Source organism: Mesorhizobium sp. M0587 (assembly GCF_040320945.1).
Taxonomy (GTDB): domain Bacteria; phylum Pseudomonadota; class Alphaproteobacteria; order Rhizobiales; family Rhizobiaceae; genus Mesorhizobium.
The window spans coordinates 62111-83619 of record NZ_JAMYQP010000026.1 but is presented as its reverse complement, the minus strand read 5'-3'; the positions used below and the strand labels follow the sequence as shown (position 1 = coordinate 83619).

The 21509-nt window shown below is 59.5% G+C and carries 17 protein-coding genes and 2 pseudogenes; 8 read left to right on the top strand and 11 right to left on the bottom strand.

Annotated elements, in window-relative coordinates; genetic code table 11:
• Window positions 1–220 precede the first annotated feature (220 nt).
• Entirely contained in the window at window positions 221–1192 is a 972-nt protein-coding gene (locus tag NKI49_RS22135) for an IS1595 family transposase (RefSeq protein ID WP_352604055.1), read from the top strand.
• Between the two features lie 55 nt (window positions 1193–1247).
• On the opposite strand, the gene NKI49_RS22130 is transcribed toward NKI49_RS22135, so the two are convergent.
• From NKI49_RS22130 to NKI49_RS22120, 3 genes are all read right to left on the bottom strand, one after another.
• Entirely contained in the window at window positions 1248–1616 is a 369-nt protein-coding gene (locus NKI49_RS22130) for a hypothetical protein (protein ID WP_352604057.1), read from the bottom strand.
• 106 nt (window positions 1617–1722) lie between these two features.
• Window positions 1723–2574 carry a DUF4747 family protein gene (locus NKI49_RS22125; RefSeq protein ID WP_352604059.1) on the bottom strand — a complete coding sequence of 284 codons (852 nt, stop codon included), beginning with the start codon at window positions 2572–2574 and terminating at the stop codon, window positions 1723–1725.
• Between the two features lie 53 nt (window positions 2575–2627).
• The gene (locus NKI49_RS22120) at window positions 2628–2798 is read right to left on the bottom strand and encodes a hypothetical protein (protein WP_352604061.1); all 171 of its coding nucleotides are present in this window, start codon (window positions 2796–2798) and stop codon (window positions 2628–2630) included.
• Between the two features lie 466 nt (window positions 2799–3264).
• Here NKI49_RS22120 and NKI49_RS22115 point away from each other — a divergent pair.
• Window positions 3265–3490: pseudogene (locus NKI49_RS22115) on the top strand (hypothetical protein).
• A gap of 45 nt (window positions 3491–3535) precedes the next feature.
• On the opposite strand, the gene NKI49_RS22110 reads toward NKI49_RS22115, so the two are convergent.
• Together NKI49_RS22110 and NKI49_RS22105 are read right to left on the bottom strand one after the other, a co-directional pair.
• Window positions 3536–4297: an RNA-dependent RNA polymerase family protein gene (locus NKI49_RS22110; RefSeq protein WP_352565666.1), complete on the bottom strand. Its 762-nt coding sequence runs from the start codon at window positions 4295–4297 to the stop codon at window positions 3536–3538.
• A 26-nt stretch (window positions 4298–4323) separates the two neighbouring features.
• Complete coding sequence (locus tag NKI49_RS22105; protein WP_352604063.1) at window positions 4324–5001, bottom strand: reverse transcriptase domain-containing protein; 678 nt, start codon at window positions 4999–5001, stop codon at window positions 4324–4326.
• Window positions 5002–5653: 652 nt separating this feature from the next.
• Here NKI49_RS22105 and NKI49_RS22100 point away from each other — a divergent pair.
• Window positions 5654–5839, top strand: a pseudogene (locus NKI49_RS22100) (transposase); the annotation flags it as partial.
• Window positions 5840–6026: 187 nt separating this feature from the next.
• On the opposite strand, the gene NKI49_RS22095 reads toward NKI49_RS22100, so the two are convergent.
• Together NKI49_RS22095 and NKI49_RS22090 are read right to left on the bottom strand one after the other, a co-directional pair.
• Entirely contained in the window at window positions 6027–7442 is a 1416-nt protein-coding gene (locus tag NKI49_RS22095; RefSeq protein WP_352604065.1) for a mannose-1-phosphate guanylyltransferase/mannose-6-phosphate isomerase, read from the bottom strand.
• 239 nt (window positions 7443–7681) lie between these two features.
• On the bottom strand, window positions 7682–8668 hold the full coding sequence (locus NKI49_RS22090; protein ID WP_352604067.1) for a nodulation protein NodZ: 987 nt from the start codon (window positions 8666–8668) through the stop codon (window positions 7682–7684).
• Between the two features lie 971 nt (window positions 8669–9639).
• Here NKI49_RS22090 and gmd point away from each other — a divergent pair.
• The 3 genes from gmd (at window position 9640) to NKI49_RS22075 (ending at window position 13416) form a co-directional block, all read left to right on the top strand.
• On the top strand, window positions 9640–10710 hold the full coding sequence (gene gmd / locus NKI49_RS22085) for a GDP-mannose 4,6-dehydratase (RefSeq protein WP_023692482.1): 1071 nt from the start codon (window positions 9640–9642) through the stop codon (window positions 10708–10710).
• The gene (fcl, locus tag NKI49_RS22080) at window positions 10710–11654 is read left to right on the top strand and encodes a GDP-L-fucose synthase (protein WP_023772716.1); all 945 of its coding nucleotides are present in this window, start codon (window positions 10710–10712) and stop codon (window positions 11652–11654) included. Before gmd ends, fcl begins: the two co-directional genes overlap by 1 nt.
• Before the next feature lie 340 nt (window positions 11655–11994).
• A complete protein-coding gene (locus tag NKI49_RS22075) occupies window positions 11995–13416 on the top strand; it encodes a phosphomannomutase (RefSeq protein ID WP_352604069.1) in 1422 nt (473 codons plus the stop codon).
• 169 nt (window positions 13417–13585) lie between these two features.
• On the opposite strand, the gene NKI49_RS22070 is transcribed toward NKI49_RS22075, so the two are convergent.
• The 4 genes from NKI49_RS22070 to pdxR all read right to left on the bottom strand — a co-directional run bounded on the left by NKI49_RS22070 (window position 13586) and on the right by pdxR (window position 19142).
• On the bottom strand, window positions 13586–15982 hold the full coding sequence (locus NKI49_RS22070; protein ID WP_352604071.1) for a transketolase: 2397 nt from the start codon (window positions 15980–15982) through the stop codon (window positions 13586–13588).
• 48 nt (window positions 15983–16030) lie between these two features.
• A complete protein-coding gene (locus NKI49_RS22065; protein WP_352553819.1) occupies window positions 16031–16981 on the bottom strand; it encodes a PDR/VanB family oxidoreductase in 951 nt (316 codons plus the stop codon).
• Window positions 16982–16987: 6 nt separating this feature from the next.
• Window positions 16988–17479 carry an MOSC domain-containing protein gene (locus NKI49_RS22060; protein ID WP_023758446.1) on the bottom strand — a complete coding sequence of 164 codons (492 nt, stop codon included), beginning with the start codon at window positions 17477–17479 and terminating at the stop codon, window positions 16988–16990.
• Between the two features lie 157 nt (window positions 17480–17636).
• Complete coding sequence (pdxR, locus tag NKI49_RS22055; protein WP_352604134.1) at window positions 17637–19142, bottom strand: MocR-like pyridoxine biosynthesis transcription factor PdxR; 1506 nt, start codon at window positions 19140–19142, stop codon at window positions 17637–17639.
• A gap of 74 nt (window positions 19143–19216) precedes the next feature.
• Between pdxR and NKI49_RS22050 the strand changes: the two genes are divergently transcribed.
• Window positions 19217–20449, top strand: a complete 1233-nt coding sequence (locus NKI49_RS22050; protein ID WP_352546075.1) for a trans-sulfuration enzyme family protein — start codon at window positions 19217–19219, stop codon at window positions 20447–20449.
• A gap of 52 nt (window positions 20450–20501) precedes the next feature.
• Window positions 20502–21404 carry a dihydrodipicolinate synthase family protein gene (locus tag NKI49_RS22045; RefSeq protein ID WP_352546074.1) on the top strand — a complete coding sequence of 301 codons (903 nt, stop codon included), beginning with the start codon at window positions 20502–20504 and terminating at the stop codon, window positions 21402–21404.
• The last annotated feature ends 105 nt before the right edge of the window (window positions 21405–21509 follow it).

Sequence of the window (21509 nt, the reverse complement as noted above, 5' to 3'; positions counted from 1 at the left end):
TCGAGTAACCTAAAGTAACACAACCTAAGCGATTTCTAATACGGCTTGCGAATGATTCCTCCTTGATACCCGGTTTTCAAGGCAAACAGCGCACAGACGGGGGGCTTAGGCGACACTCTCGCGTGTTGATCCTGTCTCTCCGATATAGGATGATAATCCTAATTATATACGTGACAAAGTACGGTGACTCTGCTACAAACATGGCAGGGAGCACCTAGCCATGAAACTCGACAGCCCAATTTTCCAAGACGCCGACGCCGCCCGCATCCATTTGGAAGCGCAGCGTTGGCCGCATGGCCCGAACTGCCCGCATTGCGGCAATGCCAATCCCGACCGTATCACCAAGATGGAAGGCAAGGCGCATCGTCCCGGCCTGTACAACTGCATGGAATGCCGTGAGCAGTTCACCGTCACAGTCGGCACCGTATTCGAGCGTTCCAAGATCGCCTTGAACAAGTGGCTTCTGGCAACTTTCCTCATGGCTTCGTCCAAGAAAGGCATGAGCGCTCACCAGCTGCACCGTATGCTCGGCGTCACCTACAAGACCGCTTGGTTCATGGCTCACCGTATTCGCGAAGCCATGGCGGAAGACGTTAAGTCCGCTGGCCCGCTTGGTGGCGAGGGCAAGACCGTTGAGGCCGACGAGACCTACATCGGACGTGTCGACCGCGATTACCTCTGGCCACAGCGTAAGGGCCAGCCGCGCTTGAAGCGCAAGATGAAGCCGAAGCGCACCGTTATCGGTCTTGTCGAGCGTGGCGGTAAAGCCCGCATGGTTCACGTCCAGCACGCCACCAAGGCAGTTGTGCGCGATATCCTGGTGCGCAATGCCGACCGCAAATCGACGCTCCACACCGATCAGTCCAAGCTCTACACCGTGACTGGCGAGGAATACGCCTCACACAAGACGACCAATCATTCCGCTGGCGAATACGTCCGCTATGAGGACGGCGTGTCGATCCACTCGAACACGATTGAGAACGTGTTCTCGGTGTTCAAGCGTGGCATGGTCGGCGTCTACCAGCATTGCGGCGAAGCTCATTTGCACCGCTACTTGTCGGAATTCGATTTCCGCTACAATCGCCGCACCGCTCTTGGCGTCACCGACACCGAGCGCCATGACCAGTTGCTTACCATGATCGAAGGCAAGCGACTTACCTATCGGCGGATTGGTGAAGCCAATCTCGCCTAAACAAAAGGCAAAACGACTCCTAAATTTGAGAAAAAAGAAGTAGCCTCCTGCACAGCTACTGCGCACCTGGATGGTTGTAGAGCCGGGCTGTGCCGAAAAGTGAAACGGCAACGACTAGCCCCATAAGCACTGCGTAAGTGAGCAGCCAAAATCCGATCAGATCCAGAAGGCGAAGACTGTTCGCCGGGATGACTAGAGCATATAGAAGGCCAACGCTCTGAAACAGAATGAAGTGCACAAATTTTGAGGCTAGATCAATGTAGTAGGAATCCTCTCTACCCTCCTCCGCAAGAACGGTGAACATGCTTGTGGTCGGGAAGGCGAGGACGATCGCCATCGCGCCCAAGGAGAAGCCGAGCAGAGCCGGTAAACTGGCCAATGCACCGACAGACCAGAATTCTAGCCGCCCGGTCAGTAGCGCCAAAAGCGCTATCAAAACCGACGCCAAAGATACCGGCGATCTTAGAAGCGCTCTGCGACCGCCATATACCTTCCAGTAGTGCGCAAAGTCGTCAGCAAAGACTGTAAACTCAGCCCAAGCCAGGTATCGTTGAAAGAAGCCGCGCAAAGAAGCTGTCCCCTTTCTCCATTTCGACCACGATTTTCTTGGGTTGATCGCGAGTAGAAAGTTCCACCTTTGTGCCATCGGCATATCGCCCCTCACCCTTGACCACGCCGTTCTCGGCACCAACTTCAGCTAGTTCGCGATATTCGGCGTCGAGGGTGATGCGCTCCGCCTCAAGCGCTTTCTGTATCCTTGTCTCGAGTTTCTGTGCATGAAGCGCGTCTAGTTTCGCATTTATTCGGCTAACCGCCTCCGGCGAGGCCCCATCAGGATTCGGCCTTACAACCCTGATAAACAGACTGCTTAGTCGGGGGAGGGCTATGATCTTTTCAATTGCGTCCTTCTCGGGGACTAACGTCACCTCGACACTTGGGAAATCCGGTCCTAGCACTGAGACGCTCAGAAGCCCCGCGAATATGCGATGTACGACTGTAGCCCCAACAGTTTGGTCTAAATCATTGCGAGTTTCGAAATAAAGTTGGTGCGTCTTTTCGTCGAAAACGAAGTCGAATGCACGGAAATTTGGGCGCGCATTCGGCGGGATTGAAATGGTTTTCTTTAACTCTGGACCGATCTGCTCCCCCTTATCGAGGTCGATCCAAGGCCCCTCTATGTCAATCTCCGTCCAGATTAAAATCTGGCCTTGCAGGATGTGCTTGTATCTTTCGTTTTGTCGAGGGTCCGTGATACGAGCGTAATCAGAACCCCGCGCCTGAACTATGATCCGCGCTGCGCGAGCCAAAATCCCCCTGTAGGCCCCGGCATCATGCGGATTGGCAGCAATATTCAGTGAAAAAACAGAAACTTTCCTAGCCATTAAACCCGTTATCAGCAGCCGGGGAAGCTAGTCCAAACTCAACAGAATTACTACTAACCCTGCTGTTTCGGTACAGGTTTTGCAACGTTATCGGCTTCGCGACCGTGGGTGGGTCCACTTTTGATTACTTTGTCATGCGGCTTCGGCGGCGTCTTCAGCATCCGCTGCACGGTCTCGTTGAAGCGCTTTTCGTCGGAATCCTTGTCGGGTTTTCCACCAATCATGCCACTTATCCCCAGAAAGCCCGCGATACCCGTGAATCTAGGGTCGGGACTCTTGTCAGAACCAAACGAATCCCACTGAATCACGTCTCCAGCGCGATGGAGGGGGTGAGTCGGCCCGCAAAAGCGCTCACACCCCGCCCCACCGGGCGTCGCTGGATGGCGCACCCCGCTATGGGTGCCTTCTTCCCCGAGCCATCCGGGGAAGTCGTAGTGGGGGCGGCTTGGTGCTAGTCCGGGCTTCCGACCTTGGGTCTAGTGGGTTCGATCCCCACCGCCTCCACCGACTCAAGATGTAACCAGATTGGTTACATCCGGTAAACACACATTCCGTTACCGGGAACGCTATTTCCACTGCTGATCAAAATGCCGGCCTGTCGCGCTTTCCTTACCCGAATCGCCCGTACTTTGTCACGTATATAATTAGGATGATAATCCTAGGTGGGGCGATTCTCGTAGAAGATCCCGAATGGCTAGGTCGAAACCGTTACAGCAATTATCGCAGGCTGAAATCGAGCGCTTTCTGGTGGCAGCGGAAGCGCTGCACCTAAGCATGGATCAAGCCGTTCATATCGCCACACTGCGACCACTACCGGGCAACGCGTGTCCTGAATGAAGTGCTGTTGAAAGCCGTGCGGGACGTGACCGGGAAGGAAGTAGAGTTCATCCGCTGGTTTGGTGGCGGTTCGGCCTAGCGATTAGATCGCTAGCTTGCCCACCCCCTACGGCTGGGTAGCACCCTAGGATCCCTCGTCTTTCAGCCAGTTCCAGCCACGGCCTTTGCGGGTCTGAGGGCAATCTAGAAGATATGGAGCGAGCGACGAGGGTGCGGCATCGAACATGCGCAGGTCTGGGTCGCGGTCGAGTAGCTCAGCCATTCGGCTTTCGCCCTCACAGATCCGGGCGGGCGGATTTCCCGCACCCGGCCTCTTCCCGAGGGTAACCCGCGTCATATCCGTGCTTGCGCCCAAGTTCGAGTGATGCGCTGAGTTGGCAGGGGGGAGCGCGCCGTCTGGGTCTCGAACTCCGACCAGCCCATGCGCCGGCTTTTCTGGCTGCGCCGTCTCAGACACCGTAGCCATATCCGACGCATTTGCCGATGGAATCCGTTGAGCGCTGGGTAGTTGTGCGGCCTGCCGTAGTAGCCGTAATGTCCACCGCAGAACGGCGGCGAACCACCTGTGCTGCGCAGCCATTGGCGCGTGCATGAGCCGCCAGGCATCCTGGCGCAGCGCCGTCAGCTTGCGCGTCAGGCGTTTCCCTTCCGTCTTGTGCTTCACGATGAACCGGCCATCCCGGGTCCGCCCGCAGTAGTGGGTGAAGCCCAGAAAGGTGAAGGTCTCGGGTCGCCGCTCGCCACGCCGCTGTCGTGAGAGGGCCGCGAACCGCCCAAACTCGATCAACCGCGTCTTGTCCTCGTGGAGTGTCAGGCCAAAGCCGGCCAGCCGCGCCTTGAAGGCCAACAGCATCTCCTCTGCATCGGGCTTCTTCTCAAAGCCCATGACGAAGTCGTCAGCGCAACGCACGATCACAACGCGACCGTATGCATGGCGACGACGCCATTGGTGGCCCAAAGATCGAGGATGTAGTGCAGGAAGATATTGGCGAGGAGCGGGCTGATGCCCGCCCCTTGCGGGGTACCCCTGTCCGTCTCTTGCTTCTCGCCGCTCTCAAGGACGCCAGCCCGCAACCACAGCCCAATGAGCCGTAGGATACGAGGATCAGCGATCCTGTGCGCCACCATCCGCAGCAGCCACTCGTGGTCGACCGAGTCGAAGAAGCTGCGAATGTCGGCATCGAGCACCCAGTTCACACGTTGGCTCATGATCGCTGTATGCAGGGCATCAAGCGCCATGTGGGGGCTCCGCCCCGGCCGCACCCCGAGAGGCCGTTTACCGCCATCGGCTTTGGGAATGTAGACCCGCCGCACCGGCTGTGGCCGGTAGCGATCGGTGTGGACCCGTTCGAGGAGATCACGGATGTTATCCGTCAGCCCCTCTTCGTACTTAGCCACGGTCATCCCATCGACCCCAGCACTCGCCTGTCGCTTCTGTCGCCGAAACGCCCGGTAAAGGGCATCTTCGTCGACGTGATGCAGCAGGGCCGTGAACCGGGTTTGGGCAGCCTGCTTGGCCGCCGCGAAAGCCGTAGGAGAACCCCAGGAAGTCGACCTCGTAGACATCACCCGCTCGAGGTTCAGCGGCAAGGCAACCCGGCTCTGTGTCCGGACCTTGGCATCTCGCGCAGGCTCCCCTCAGGCTGGTCCCTTCCCTCCCCTCGCCTCGTTTCCTTCGACGGCTTCACGGGTACTATGAACCAGTCCGACTCCCGGCCTCAGCTCGGACGGCAGCTCTGGCAGTACCTTGCTGCTGTCCCCCGCTGGAGACCAATCCAGCGGACCCGGTCGGGCCTCTCATGTTCCGATGATTACCTTCCATGCGTGATCCGGCCATCGACCCCGACGGAGCGGCAACGTCTCGCGTAACGACGATGCTCATGTTGCCTTCGTGACTAGGGAACAGAACACACTCGGCCTCCGCGAACATCCACCTTTCGAGGCTCATTCCCGCACCCCGCATGGCTCCTGTCTACACTTCAGACCCCGCGTTGCCGCGACGCCCGCAAGACTCGGTCCCGGCTTGCCCGCTACGGCTTTGGCCGGATGGGACTTGCACCCACAAGCAATTATCAGCTTGGCATGACGTACTCCCCACAGGTGGTGTAGCTCGGCGGTAGCGAAGCCGCTCGCGAGCGCGCTCTCGATAGCGCTGTAGCGAGCGAGCGGCTTTGCGGTGGTCATCGACAGTTCGCCGGTAAGGTCGGGTTGCTGACACCAACCTGATTCGAAGGAACCATCGATGACCGACGACATGATGAACCTGCGCGCGCTCGTGGAGAAGACTCCGGATTCCGATCTCTTGCGCGAGATGATCGGCTTTGCCGCCGAGCGGCTGATGGAGCTGGAGGTTGGGGCCGCCACCGGCGCCGCCTATGGCAAGAAGAACCCGTTGCGCACGGCCCAGCGCAACGGCTATCGCGAGCGTCCGCCTAAGAAAGATCGGACGACTTCGTTACCGCGGACGGCGCGCTGTCAAGCGCTCATCGATATTTTCGACCACGATGGAGTGGGTGATTTGAATGCGGGGCGGAACTATGACAGGCTCAAATGTCATGCCAAGAACCCACGACAGAGATCCTCGAGCGACGGCTCGCAGATTTTTGTGCTGATATCTACGTTCGACCATATTCGTCGTCGAAGCGAACGATATCATCCTCGGCGAGATAATCGCCGCTCTGCACTTCAATGATAACCAGGTCAATTCTGCCTGGGTTCTCGAGCCGATGCTTATGGCCGCAGGGGATGTAAGTAGATTCGTTTGTCCCCAGGAACAACTCCTGCTCGCCATTGACGATTTTGGCGGAGCCGCTGACCACGACCCAGTGCTCCGAACGATGATAGTGCATCTGCAGGCTCAACTGGCGACCGGGCTTCACCTCGATGCGTTTGATCTTGAAGCGCTCGCCTTCCTCCAGAACCGTATAGGTACCCCAGGGCCGGTGTACCGTGCTATGGACCAGATGAGCTTCATGTCCCGAAGCCTTGAGGCCCTCGAAGAGCTTCTTAACGTCCTGAACGCGGTCGCGGGATGTGACAAGCAAAGCGTCCGGGGAATCCACGATCACCAGATCGCTTACGCCCACCGTGCCGATGACGCGCTTGTCGGAGCTCACATAGGTGCCGGTCGTGTCGACCATGTGCACATCGCCGCGTATCCTGTTCCCGCTTTCGTCGGGGGCGATCAAATCGGCCATTGCGTTCCAAGATCCGATGTCGTTCCAATCCATGTCGCAGGGAATCACGGCAAGTCTGTTAGTCTTCTCCATGACAGCGTGGTCGAGCGAGATTCGCGGCGCGGAACCGAAATGCTCAGGCGCGAGTTCGATTTTGGCAAAGCCTTGGCATTGACTGGCGCGGCCGTTCTCGTAGCTGTCGGCGACGGCCTGGAGCACCTCGGGACAATGCAAAGCCATCTCGTCGAGCATGGTTTGCGCACTGAAGCAGAAGATGCCGGCGTTCCAGAAGAAGCGTTGAGACGCGACATAGGCTTTGGCTGTATCCAGATCCGGTTTTTCAACGAAACGGACGACGTTCTCACCATCTGCTTCGATGTAGCCGAATGCTGTGTCCGGTCTGGTTGGGGTGATGCCCAATGTGGCGATCCGCCCGAGCTTCGCATGTTCCATGGCCAGGCCCATGACGTCTAGAAACGCAGGCAGGTTGCCAATCAGGTGATCGGCCGGGAAGACGCACAGGATCGCGTCAGGGCCTTGCGTTGCCCTCGCATGGATCGCGGCTGCAGCCACGGCGGCGGCCGTATCCCGAGCTTCGGGCTCGAGCAGAAAGGTGCGTGGCAGGACCACGGAATCCAGTTCGTCAAATTCGTCCTTGGTCAGGAAGAGGTGTTCCCCGGATGTCACAGCGACGAGTTCCACGACACCTTCTATCGAAGCGACGCGCAGCACAGTGTGCTGAATGAGAGAATATCCATCCGCCACTTTGAGGAAAGGTTTGGGGTGCGATTGCCTTGAGGCGGGCCATAGCCGCGATCCGGCTCCGCCGCTGATGATCACGGGAATGACTTTCATAACCAACCTCAATTTCGTCTCTGGAGTGATCGCCCGCGTTCTTTCGAGGTCAGCGTCACCATCGCCGTCGCTCTGGCTTGTCTGCGGCCCCCGCGTAACAGCGAAGTTCTGGTGCGTTGCAGGCGGCGTCAGATGACGACGCTATCGGTAATGTACGACGCCTCCACTGGCGTCGGTGAGAAATGCGCATTCAACTATGCCTGTTGGTTGCGTCTGCCGAATTGCGCAGGTGGCGGGTCTTAACTGAGATCAGAGACTTGGCTGCCTTCTATCAAAGTCAAACGACTTGGCTCTTTCAGATTGAATTCAATTACCCGTGGTGCGAAAAGGCGTGCATATCGTGTAAAGGCGCTCGTCGGGGGAAACCGAATTACGGTATCGCAGCGCCCGAGAAGATACATCTCAACGAGGGCGGAAATTCCGCCGTCAATCCCGAGTGCTGCAGTGTGTAAGGGGCCACCTTGATTGGATCCGAAGTGCTTCGGGACAGTGAGCAGATCGGGAAATCTGCCCGACAGAAGATCCAGTATCCGCGCGCTGTCCGTGCATAAGAACAGCCGCACAGGCCTGGGGTGCGGTAACGCCTTAGCCTTGTCAATTGCAGCGCACACTTGCCGAACGGCGAGCTCCGGATCGGCCCAGTAGGGCGCATGCTCCATGATGTCTTCACCGTTACCGTGCCGAACATGAATCCCGATGATGCTGTGCCCCTCAAAACATTCCTGATAAATGGCATCTATGCGGGCTTGAATTTCTGGCCGAGGCTGGACACTCTGGAACACCTGCCGCTCTGCATCCTCATCGCACCGCCACATCAGACAAGCGTCACACACTACTGTGTTCGCTTCGACATCGTGTTCGGCCTGAAAGAGCTCGCCCAACTCATCGCGCTCTTGGAAAATCTGCTCATCTGGCCGGTAAAGGCACTCGATCGCCGGCCTGTTCCACCACTCCGGGAAGAATGGACCAGGGAAGGAAACGTCGTTGATCCGGTCGTCGGAAATAGCCGGCACGCCAGCGATGTCATTGATCGGCTGGAAGAACACCGGAAACGCATTTGTGAAGGGTTGGTCGAGGTAGCAGGCCCCCCGCCAGTCGATGACTAGAGTTCGTCCCGACCGCTGCGCGTAGCGCCAAGCGGCCGCCAATGACCACAGACAATCACCGAACCCCGTACGCCTCCGAGAGACGACGAACCGGCGCTTTTCCAATCCACTAACATGCATTTTCGGAAATCTCGTTTCGGAGAGGAGGTTGCATCCGGCTTGGAATCCTTAGTCGACACTAGTAGACCCTGACGCCGGGCGCTTGGCAGAGGCCGGGCCGTAGGGCAGAAGAGCTCCCTCAGCACTGCCCACTTATCCCTCTCGCACAGCTTGAAGCCGATGCCCTCGCTTCCGGTTCAGCCTTCTCTAATGGGCTTCCGCGGCATATGTAAAATCTATTGAGTGGATGCCGGCCATCCATGTGTTGGATGCCATGGAAGGGGCTCGGCTGACGCGGGCCCGGCCAATAGAGCCGAAACAGCCGGGAAACGCTGCGACACTGCCTGCCGAAGCAAATCATTCCATCGACGCCAGACGCCAAGGGTGCAAGGCTGCATACAGCAACCGGTACCGGGCGAGATGAGGTCGGCAGCTCGACGCGCCTGGAACCAGCTGATCGACAGAATCTGCAGTCTGCTCCCAAAGTTCTGCACGACCTGTGCCGGATGCTGTGGTGAGGGCTCGCGGCCACGAACTTTGTCCTCGCCCCGAACGGAAGCTCGGGACCTACGACTCCGGGCCGGCGATGCGCCCCGGCTGCTCGGTCAGACCATCCATTCTGTGGATGCACTTTATCCAAACAATCGATTTCACTGATCCAAACAATTCCCATTAGAAGACGCTGAAGCAAGAAAGAAAGGCGTCCTCACTCGCTGATAGATGAGCAAATCAGCTGCAAGGTGCTTGGAGTACAGTCGCTCGCGGCGTGAGCTGAGCGGCACTCTGACCGCATGTACGAATCCCAGTTAGCGGCGCAACTCTATTTTGCTGTGACTCCAAGCAAGAGCAGGTGTGCTCGGCTGGCAGACTGTCAAAGACGAGCTTCGCGCCGCATTTGTCGAAGTGCTCCATAGCGCACGGGGCTGGCCGCACATTGTGTCGGCGTGGCGAGCCGGAGCCGAAACTTTAAACTTTAATAGAGCAGGAATAGAATGGGCGATAGCAGAAAAGTTGCTCTTATTACGGGCATAACTGGACAGGATGGTGCCTATCTTGCCCGTCTTCTTCTCAAAAAAGGCTACATCGTTCATGGGATTAAGCGACGTTCCTCTTCCTTCAACACGGGTCGTATCGAAGACCTCTACCAAGACCCGCACGAATCCGATCCGCGCCTGATCTTGCATTACGGTGACCTCACTGATTCGACTAACCTCATCCGCGTGGTTCAGGAATCTCAGCCAGACGAAATTTACAACTTGGCTGCTCAGAGCCATGTGCAGGTGTCGTTCGAAACACCTGAGTACACAGCAAACGCGGACGGTATCGGTACATTGCGACTTCTTGAGGCGATTCGCCTCCTCGGTCTGACGGACAAGACCCGCTTCTATCAAGCCTCGACTTCGGAGCTATACGGCCTCGTGCAGTCCGTACCGCAGAACGAAACGACGCCCTTTTATCCGCGCAGCCCTTACGCCGCCGCCAAGCTCTACGCCTACTGGATGGTCGTCAATTATCGCGAGGGCTATGGTATGCACGCTTCCAACGGCATTCTTTTTAATCACGAAAGCCCCCTTCGTGGCGAAACTTTTGTGACGCGCAAGATCAGCCGCGCTGCCGCTGCTATCTACCTGGGCAAGCAGGACAAGCTTTATCTCGGCAATCTCGATGCTCAACGCGATTGGGGCCATGCGCGTGAGTACGTGCGAGGTATGTGGATGATGATACAGCAGGATCAACCGGATGATTACGTGCTGGCGACGGGCAAAACGACTCCTGTCCGCCAATTCGTCGAGTGGGCTTTCGAAGATATCGGCGTCGAGATCGAATGGCGTGGCAAGGGTGTCGGCGAAAAGGGCTATGATGTAGCGAGCGGCAGATGCCTAGTCCAAGTGGACCCACGCTACTTCCGCCCCACGGAAGTCGATCTTCTCCTGGGTGACGCTACCAAGGCGAAGGAGAAGCTCGGCTGGGTGCATGAGACATCCGTGCGCGAGCTTGCTGCGGAAATGGTACGCGAAGACCTGAAGGTCATGCAGACATCTGTAGTCATGAAGGAAGCGTAATGTATGATCTGAACGGAAAAACCGTGTGGGTCGCTGGCCACAAAGGTATGGTGGGCAGCGCGGTTGTACGCCGACTCGCGTCTGAAGACTGCAAAGTTGTGGCCGCCCCTCGGGGAGAGCTAGACCTCAAGCGACAGACCGAGGTTGAAAACTTCGTGGCAGTGGTGAAACCGGACGCTATCATTATGGCGGCGGCAAAGGTAGGTGGTATTCTCGCGAACGCCACCTATCCGGTCGACTTTCTTTACGACAATCTGATGATCGAGGCCAATATCTTCGCGGCAGCCCACGAAAACAATGTCGACCGCGTCCTCTTCCTCGGCTCGTCTTGCATCTATCCGAAGATGGCACCACAGCCCATTCCTGAAAGCGCGCTTTTGACCGGGCCACTAGAGCGCACCAACGAATGCTACGCCGTCGCCAAGATCACCGGCATCAAAATGGCTCAAGCCTATCGCCAGCAATATGGCCGCGACTACATCTCCGCTATGCCGACGAATCTCTACGGGCCAGGCGACAATTATGACTTGCAGTCAAGCCACGTCATCCCAGCGCTGATCCGGAAAGCGCATGAAGCTAAGCTCATAAGTGATAAGCAAATCACCATCTGGGGCACGGGCACACCACGCCGGGAATTCATGCACGTCGACGACTGCGCCGACGCATTAGTCTTCCTTCTGAAGAACTACTCTGACCATGATCACGTCAATCTCGGCTGCGGACAGGACATCACGATCCTAGAGCTGACCAGAATGATCTGCCGTGTAGTCGGATTTACTGGGGAGATCGCGCATGATCACTCTAGACCTGACGGTACACCGCGAAAGCTGATGAGCGTCGACAAGCTGCGCACTTTGGGATGGGCAGCAAAGATCACTCTCATGGAAGGCATCGAGAGTGTCTATCATGCATTTCTGAACGGGAGCTACACCGAACGGCGATAGACAATGAGGATTTGCTGCATCTCAGGCCTGTGGCGCTTTTGCGACCCAGAGCATGAATTGGGACGGAGACAACTCGATTGGCGAGCATTCATGTGAGGCAGCGGCGAGGAGGCCCTGCCGGACCTCAGCGCCATCCGCCCGAATCGTCGCCGTGAATGTCACGGTGCGCTGCCCTCGCTGACGCCGACCGCATCAATCCTCACAAAAGCGTAGCCGTCGAGAACCGAACCCGTCAATGGTAACGAAATGTACTTCTGTTTTTATCGCAGGCATTTGTCGGTAGGCATTCCGAACAGGCCAAGGTTTGAGTAAAAACACGGTCAGCAACGTCGGACTAGGTATGAATTTCGGAACAAGTGGATTACGGGGCCTGGCGACAGAATTGGCAGGAGCCGCCTCTGCCCTATATGCAACGGCATTCGCGACATTCCTGCTGGAATCCGGCCTGGCCAGAATTGGCGACGAGATACTCATAGGGCGCGACTTTCGCGCCTCGAGTCCGGCCATCGCCGCCGTCTGTGCGGCGGCGCTGTCCGCGCTCGGCTTCATCGTGGTCGATTGCGGCGCAGTCCCCACCCCTGCCCTGGCACTGTATGCTCAGGCGCGTAAGAGTGGTTGTTTGATGATCACAGGCTCGCACATTCCGGCCGACCGTAATGGAATAAAATTCTATCGACCCGACGGTGAGATCGACAAAGGTGATGAGCGGGAGATAACGCGCATCGCCTTGCAGTTGGAGAAGCGCGGATACGTCCTTGAAGGTGCTGTTGCACGTCGGCAGCACCGGGAGGCCGAATGCAAGGCCTTGTTCATGGCGCGCAATCGAAAGCTTATGGAGATTAATGCTCTAAAGGGCTTAACGGTGGGCGTATATCAGCACAGCACAGTCGCGCGCGATCTCTTGGTTGACATTCTCTCATATCACTGTGCGACGGTCGTAACCCTGGGACGTTCGGAAGTTTTCATTCCTGTCGACACTGAAGCGGTCTCTGACGAGACTGCTCAACAGTTCAAGCTCTGGGCCAAAGAGCATCGGCTTGATGCGGTCGTCTCGGCAGATGGCGATGGTGACCGCCCACTGGTAGCTGACGACCACGGAGACCCCCTTCGCGGTGATTTGTTAGGCCTGATTACGGCGAACTTCCTGCAAGCGAAGGCAGTCGTCACGCCGGTCACATCAAACTCTGGCATCGAGACCGCAGGTTCTTTTAAAGTCGTGCGTACCAAGGTTGGATCGCCATTTGTTATTGCTGCCATGCTCGATTTGGTTGCGTCGGGTCACGAGCGCGTGGTTGGTTTCGAAGCAAACGGTGGTTTGTTGACCGGCACGGACTTTGACCCGAACGGAACTAAACTGCCAGCGCTACCTACACGCGACAGTTTTCTCCCCATCCTTGCGGCACTTTCCCTTGTTAATACAAGTGGGCAGCCACTGTCGGAGATTGGCAGTTCCTTTCAATTGCCGGCGGCGGCGGCGCATCGCTTGGAAAATTTTTCCGTCGAAAGCAGCACTCGCCTCATGACATACCTTCGTACAGCGGAAACTAACATCGCCGCCTTCGTCGGGTCGATTGGAGTGGTAAGCAAGGTTAGCGATGTTGACGGACTTCGTATCACTCTCGCGGATAAGCGTGTCTTGCATTTGCGACCATCCGGAAATGCCCCGGAAATGCGGTGCTACGTCGAAGCCGAAAATCGGGAGGACGCGGAGCTTTTGCTCCGGACTGGATTGAATCGAATTCGTAATTGGACGCAAGGCTAAATAAAACCCGCCTCCCTGCGTATTCCAGGTGACCCTCCGGGTCGCACAAGCTACTCAAGCGCGATCAGAACGTCCACAGTGTCCCGGCCCCTGTCCGCTTTGAAGCGAACCGGAACGCCCGTGGAAACAGCCGATCCGTACCAGCCACGGAGCATCCGGTAGCTCATGGTCAAGGCAGCGCCTTCCGGTAGCGAACAGCCGGTCCCGCACTGACCGCCTGCGCCGCATGTACGATGGCGTTGGTGTCCAGGCCGTGGTGACGGTATAGGTCCGCAATAGTCCCCGTCTGGCCGAACTGCTCGACCCCGAGCGCCTTCACGCGATGCCCGTTAACCCCACCGAGCCACGCGAGCGTCGCCGGGTGGCCGTCGATCACGGTGACGATGCCGCAGTCACGCGATAGCGGCGCGAGCAGCCGCTCGATATGACTCAGGGCGCCGATCGCGCCACGCTGCCGGGCACGTTCCGCCGCCTGCCAGCCCGCATTAAGCCGGTCCGCGGAGGTGATCGCGAGCAGCCCGACATCGCGCCGGTCCTCCGCCAGAAGACCCGTCGCGGCAATCGCCTCCGGCGCGACGACGCCTTGATAAGCAATGACGACACTCGCGTTGGGCCCAGGCGGACGCAGCCAATAGGCGCCATTGACGATGTCCCGCGCGAGCGCCGGGTTCATGTCGCGCAGCGGCTGCTCGAGCGGCCGGGTTGACAGGCGAAGATAGACCGATCCTCCGGTCTGATCACGCAGCCACGTCGTCTCATCCGGATCCCCCTCGCCATTACGTTGCATGTAATCGAAGGCAAAGCGCATGATCACGGACAGTTCGTCGACGAAGGCCGGTTCGAAGGCGCAAAGCCCATCCTGCGCCATGCCGATCAATGGGGTGCCGATCGACTGGTGTGCCCCGCCCTCGGGCGCCAGCGTCACGCCCGAGGGCGTTGCGACCAGCATGAAGCGCGCATCCTGATAGCAGGCGTAGTTTAGCTGGTCGGCCGATCGGTAGATGAAGGGATCATAGACTGTCCCGATCGGCAGCAGGCGCACGCCATTGATCGAGTGCGAGAGACCGAGCGCCCCGAGCATGATCATCAGGTTCGACTCGGCGATCCCGAGCTCGAGGTGCTGCCCCTTCGGCCCAAATTCCCAGGTAAAGGTCGACGGAATGCGTTCGGCCTTGAAGGTGTCCGCCATGGTCTCCCGGGCGAAAAGGCCGCGCCGGTTGACCCAGCCACCGAGATTGGTCGAGACCGTCACATCGGGCGAGGTGGTGACAATGCGGTCGGCAAGCAGACTGCGCTCGCGTGCGATGTCGTTCAGGATCTGGCCGAAGCCCATCTGGGTCGCGAGCGGCTTGCCGGGCTGCCCCGGTGACGGAAGGGTTTCAGGCACCGGCACCGACGGCGGAGACAGCCTCCTACGCCCCTCACTGAAGAACGGCGCCTTTGCGAAGAAGGCGTCAAGTTCCGCTTCCGGCAAGGTGGCGGCCGCCCATTTGTCCCACTCCTCACCCCGCTTTACGCCCATTTGCAGGCGGTAGTCTTCCATCTGCGTGGGCGTCATCTGCCCCGCGTGGTTGTCCTTGTGTCCGGCAAGCGGCAGACCGTAGCCCTTGATGGTGTAACAGATGAAGCAGACGGGACGGTCATGCCTGGACGCCGCCTCGAAGGCTTCGAGGAGGCTCGGCATGTCATGCCCGCCAAGGTTCGTCATCAACGCCTGCAACTCGTCGTCGGAGCGGCGTTCGATCAGAGTGGTGACCGGCCCTTGGTCTCCGATCTCGTCGAGCAGCCGCTTGCGCCAGGCAGCACCCCCTTGGAAGGTCAGCGCCGAATAGAGCTGGTTCGGACAGCGCTCTATCCACTCGAGCAGCTTCTCGCCCCCCGGCTCGGCAAAGGCAGCCTCTTGCAGAGCGCCGTGGCGCAGGACCATCACGTCCCAGCCGAAGTTGCGAAAAATCTGCTCGAACCGCTGCCAGAGGCCCTCCCGGATCACGGCGTCGAGCGACTGGCGATTGTAGTCGACCACCCACCAGCAGTTCCTGAGCCCGTGCTTCCAGCCTTCGATTAGGGCCTCGTAGATGTTGCCTTCATCCATCTCGGCGTCGCCGGTCAGGCTGACCATTCGGCCCTCGGCACGCTCCTTCATCCAGCCGTGACCCGAGACGTAGTCCTGCACCAGCGACGAGAACAGCGTCTGAGCAACGCCGAGACCCACCGACCCGGTCGAGAAGTCGACATCGTCGACATCCTTCGTCCGCGAAGGGTAGCTCTGCGCGCCCTTGTAGCCGCGGAAGTTCATGAGCTTTTCGTGGGTCTGGTTGCCCGCCAGATACTGAAGTGCATGGAAGATCGGCGCCGCATGGGGTTTGACCGCCACCCGATCCTGCGGGCGCAGGACCGAACCGTAGAGCGCGGTCATGATGGTGCTCAGCGACGCGGACGAGGCCTGATGCCCCCCGACCTTGATCTCATCGCCCTCGCGGACGTGGTTGGCGTGGTGGATCGTCCAGGCTGCGAGCCAGGAGACGCAGCGCTCGATCTCGTTCAGATATTCCAGTTTCCTCGTCATTCAGTTTCCCGCAAATCAGCCGGTCTCACAGGACCCCCGCCCAAATGGTCAAAGATCGAGTTTCAACACACCTGTCGCGCGCGACACGCAGGGGATGAAGCGGTGGCCGCGTGCCTCCTTGGACAGGACGGCATCCCGATGGATCGGCTGTCCCGCCAGCATTGCGCATTCGCAGGTCCCGCACACCCCGTTCTCACACGAGGCCATCAACGGCACACCGGCCGCACGCAAGGCGGCCAGTGCCGTGGTCTCAGCCGAAACCTCAACCACCCTGCCCTCAGCCAGTTCTATGACGAATGGTTCCGGTGGCGCGCCATCAAACTCGGGAGGCTGGAAAGTTTCGAAATGAACAGTACCCTTGGGCCAGTGTTGAGCCGCGCGCCCCACAACCGCCATGAAGCCAGGCGGTCCGCAGTAGTATGTCTGCGCGTCGTCCGAACGGTTCGCCAGCAGCGCGGCGATGTTCTGCCGGGTCTGAGGCTCGTCGTCGAAATGGATCCGCACATTGCCGCCAGGAAGATCGCTCCCGATCGCCGCCAAGAGTGGCGTGAGCGCCCGGCTGCGGGTGAAATAGTGCAACTCGAAGGGCTTGGCCTGCCGGGTGAGCGCGCGCGCCATGGCCAGAATCGGGGTGATCCCGATTCCCCCTGCCAGCAGCAAAGTCGGCCCCTCGCCTGGCTTGAGCGCAAAATGGTTGCGTGGCGCGGAGACAGGCAGTGTGGAGCCGACGGCAATGGTTTCGTGGATCCACGCCGAGCCGCCACGGCCGTCATTCTCGCGCTTCACCGCGATGGTGTAGCGGCCAAGCTCGGTCGGGTCGCCGCAAAGTGAATACTGACGCACCTTCCCTTCAGGCAGATGGACGTCGACGTGAGAACCCGCTTCGAACGCCGGCAGCACAGGTTTGCGTGGGTGTTTCAGGTCGATGACCAGCACGTCGCCCGGCTCCTTGCGGGCGGCGGTCACGGTCAGCTTCATGATGATGCGCGGCGAGGCCATGGCGTTTCACTCGTCGATGGGCAAGATCAGATCACCGGGCCGGATCACGCCCCCGACCTCGATTGTGCAGTTCAGGCCGGAGCGGTTCAGAAGCCCCTCGTAGAGACCCGGAAGCCCGAGCAACTCCTCGATATACTTGCACGGCACATTCATCCGGGCGGCCCTGAGGATCGTTTCCCCGACCCGGAAGCGTTTGCCGACAAGATGGCTAAGCGGAACGCCTCGTGTCGTCAGATTGCGCCGGTGATCTTCGGGTGCGAGCTTGGCCTTGAAGCCCGGAATTCTGGGTTCGCCCTGCGCGATGGCGTCCAAGACTTCAGCTTCGATCAGCGTCACTTCGCGAACATCAGGACGCGCGGAATAGGTCCCCGTCCCCAGGTAGTAGCGGTCTCCGACAATGCCTTGGCCGGCAATAAGCTGCGCCTGCGCCAGCTCCTCCATTTCATAGGAGGCGGCAGGCGCGATATGGACGTGAAGCAGCTTTCCTCGCCAGGTCATCATCGCTCTCGGAAATTCGTCTCGTGGAAACCTGCTGCAAAACTGGCCTGATCAACAGCGCCAGTTGCATGGCATTTTTCCGGTCCAGTTGGCTGTTTGGAGAAATACGGGGGGCCCTCGGACCGTTTTCAGCGCCAGCTTTCGGCGTCGCCCCGTCTCAGTTGTTCCGCGCCGGCATCGCGTCTTGCACCTGCTTGACAACCTCTCGCAGGACCTCAACGCCCTTCCCGATCTGCCGAATGCTCAAGGCGGCATAGCCCATGACAAGTCCGACGCGATCGGTGCGGCCTTCGTCCGATGGCCGTTCGTACAGCGGCGAGATCAAGTGTAGCCCCAGGCCAGCGTCGCGGGCGGATTCGACCAAGGCCGTTTCCCGCGATCGTGGCAGGTCATTGAACCAAACCGCGACGTGCAGTCCCGCATCAGCTCCCTGGACAGTGATGCGATCCCCGAAGCTGTGCTGCAAGGCGCCCAACAACGTTTCCCGACGCTCGCCGTTCAGCCTGCGCACACGGCGCACATGGCTTTCGTAGCCGCCGCTCTCGATCAACGATGCCAGCGCTTCCTGTTCAGCGACCGGCGAATGCCGGTCTGCGAATTGTTTGGCGGTTGCGAAGACCTCCTGCAATTCGGGTGGGACGACGAGGTAGCCGATGCGCAGCATCGGCGAGAGCGTCTTGGATATCGTGCCGAGATAGATGACAGCCCCGTGGTCCTCGAGACTGTGCAGCGGAGGGACCGGATTGATGTCGTAGCGATATTCGCTGTCGTAGTCGTCCTCGATCACATAGGCGTTGTTGTGCCGCGCCCATTCCAGAAGCTGATGGCGGCGCGCGATCGGCATGACGCCGCCCAGCGGAAACTGATGCGATGGCGTCACATAAGCCAGTCGTGCTCCGATCCCCGCCAGCAACTCGGTCCTCATCCCGTCTTCGTCGACGATGACCGGGATGGGTGAGGCACCCGTACTGGCAAAGACCTGACGCGCCATCCTGTAGCACGGATCCTCGATGACGAAGCGGTCGGCGGGATCGAGAAGCAGGCGCGCGCACAGATCAAGGCCCTGCTGCGAACCGCTGACGATGATGATCTGGTCGAGGTCGCAGCTCAGGGTCCGGGCGCGCCAGAGATAGCCCTGAAGCGCCTGGCGGAGCCGGCGCGAGCCGCGAGGATCGTCATAGGCAAGACGCAGCGGGCGCTGCCCCATCGCCTCGTTCATCGCGCGTTTCCAGACCAATGAAGGGAAATCCGACGGCGCGAGGTCGCCATAGCGGAACTCGACCTTCAGCCCAGTCGGCAGATAATCTTGCCAGGGTGACGTCGCGCGCAGCCGCTCGCCATATGCGGACAGGTGGATCGGGCCGACCCGTTGCGCGTGAGTGCGCCCCGTCCCATGACCCATCAACGAAGACGCAACGCGAGGTCGTGCGCCTTGACGGACTTCGATGAAACCCTCCGCAGCCAGTTGCTCATAGGCGACCGTCACCGTGGTTCGCGAAACGCCGAGGTCATTTGCCAGGGCCCGGGAGGATGGCAACTGACTGCCGGTTTCGTAGACGCCGCCGAGGATTTGCTCGCGAAGGGCTTCGTATATCTGGCGTGCACCCATCGCGTGCGAGCGCGCTGCAGACCCGGCACTTGAAGACTGGACCATCTCTTTCATCGCCAACTGGATATTTCACATTGGCCAGGTTGCCGTCAATCTTTCGGAACCCCAAGAGAGATCGCAGAGGCCGAATGACCAGCTCCCATCAATCCGAAACCGATGCTCCCACGGGGTCGCTCAACCGCACCAGCCCCGGATTTGCCACCCGGGCGATCCATCATGGCTACGATCCGGCCGGCTTTTCCAATGCCGTCCAGCCGCCAGTGTTCCTGACGTCAACCTATGGGTTCGAAAGCGTGGCAGCAAACGATGCCGCCGCCGCCCTTGGTGGACGGCTCTATGCGCGCGAATACAATCCCACGACCGAGATCCTCGAGCAGCGGCTCGCGAATCTGGAAGGAGCCGAGGCGGGGCTGGTTGTTGCCTCGGGGATGGCGGCCTTCGGCACTCTGATCCTGTCGCTCCTGTCCCAGGGCGATGAACTCATCGTCCACAAGACGCTTTATGCGAACACGCTTGCCATGGTCGAACAGGCGGTCCCCCGCTTCGGCATCAAGGTCGTCGCGGTCGATCTGTCAAATCCCCACAATCTCGATGCTGCGATCACCGAGCGGACGCGGCTGGTTTTCTTCGAGACGCCGGTGAATCCGCTGAGCCGCATCCTCGACATAGCGGCAATTGCCGAGCGCGCTCACGCGCGCGGTGTAAGGGTTGCAGTCGACAGCACCTTCGCCTCGCCCGCGCTCCAGCGACCGCTTGAGCACGGGGCGGACATCGTGCTCCATTCGCTGACCAAGTACATCAATGGTCATGGCGATGCCCTTGGCGGGGCGCTTCTCGGCGACGCCCAAACGCTCCGTACGCTGCATGAAACGGGCCTGCGCTACATCACCGGCGCAGCGCTCTCGCCCATGTCAGCTTTCCTAATCCTGCGCGGTCTCAAGACGCTGACGCTGCGTATGGAACGGCACAGCGCCACGGCCCTTGCGGTGGCTCGGGCGCTGGAAGCGCACCCGGCGGTGGCATTTGTGAGTTATCCGTTCCTCGACTCGCACCCTGATCAGGTGACGGCGCGAAAACAGATGTCCAACGGATCGGGCATGTTGGCCTTTGGCCTCCACGCTGGATACGAAGGAGCGCGCCGGATGATGGACCGGCTCAACCTGATCATTCGCGCCGTCAGCCTCGGCGATGCCGACAGCCTCATCTATCATCCAGCAAGCCTCACCCGTGCTCGGCAGCCGATCCGCAAGGATGCCCATTTGGCCGATGGAGTCGGCGAGGATCTCATGCGTCTCTCGGTGGGGCTTGAAGACGCTGATGACCTGATCGCCGATCTGCGGCGGGCTTTGGACGTCTTGTAATGACCTGGCGTGCGGCCACCTCTGCGCTCACACATAGATCTGGAGCCTTGCCATGGCATTCCTGAGCGGTCTTTCCGCGTTCCCCATCACCCCGACCAATCGTGACGGCCGCGTCGATAGCGTTGCCCTGCGCAGGCTGATTGCTCGGCTTGGCATTGCTCAGGTCGATTCCATCGGTCTTCTCGGCAGCACCGGCACATACATCTATCTGTCGCGCGAGCAACGGCGGCGGGCGCTCTCCGAGACCTTGGACCAAACGGCGGGGCAAATGCCGGTCGTGGTGGGTGTGGGCGCGCTGCGCACCGATGAAGCCGTGGGGCTCGCGCAAGACGCCAAGGCCCTTGGAGCAGCTGCGGGTTTGCTTGCCGCCGCCTCCTACACCCCGCTTACTGATGACGAGGTGTTCGAACATTTCTCCACTGTGGCGCGCGAAAGTGGCCTGCCGATCGTCGTCTACGACAATCCAGGAACGACGCATTTCCATTTCAGTCCACCCCTTGTCAGCCGCCTGGCAAAGGTGGCTGGGATTGTCGCCATCAAGAATCCGACAGACAAAAGCGATGCGATCAAGAACCATCTGACCGCCCAGAGGCGCACACTGCCGGAAGGGTTCTCGATTGGCTACAGCGGCGACTGGAACGCCGCCGAGGCCATGATCGCCGGCGCCGACACATGGTACAGCGTCCTCGCGGGCATCCTGCCCGAGGTCTGCATGACGATCGTCACAGCGGCGCAACAGGGCGATGCGGCCGAAGCGCGACGGATCAATGCCGCGCTGGTCCCGATCTGGAGCCTCTTCAAGGAGTTCTCGAGCCTTCGCGTCGTCTATGCACTCGCTGAATTGCTCGACATTTGCAGTGCCGAACCCCCGCGTCCCATCCTGCCTCTGCCCCCAGCAGCGAAGCGCCAGATCGCCGCCGCGTTGAAAGGTTTGCCATCGGATGCCAGCCGGTGAACAGCAAACCCCGTTCGGCAAGTGAAAGGAAGTGCATGTATTTACCCGCTCATTTCGAGAACTGATCGAAAACAACGCACTCGGCGTGCTGATAGCCATGGCTGG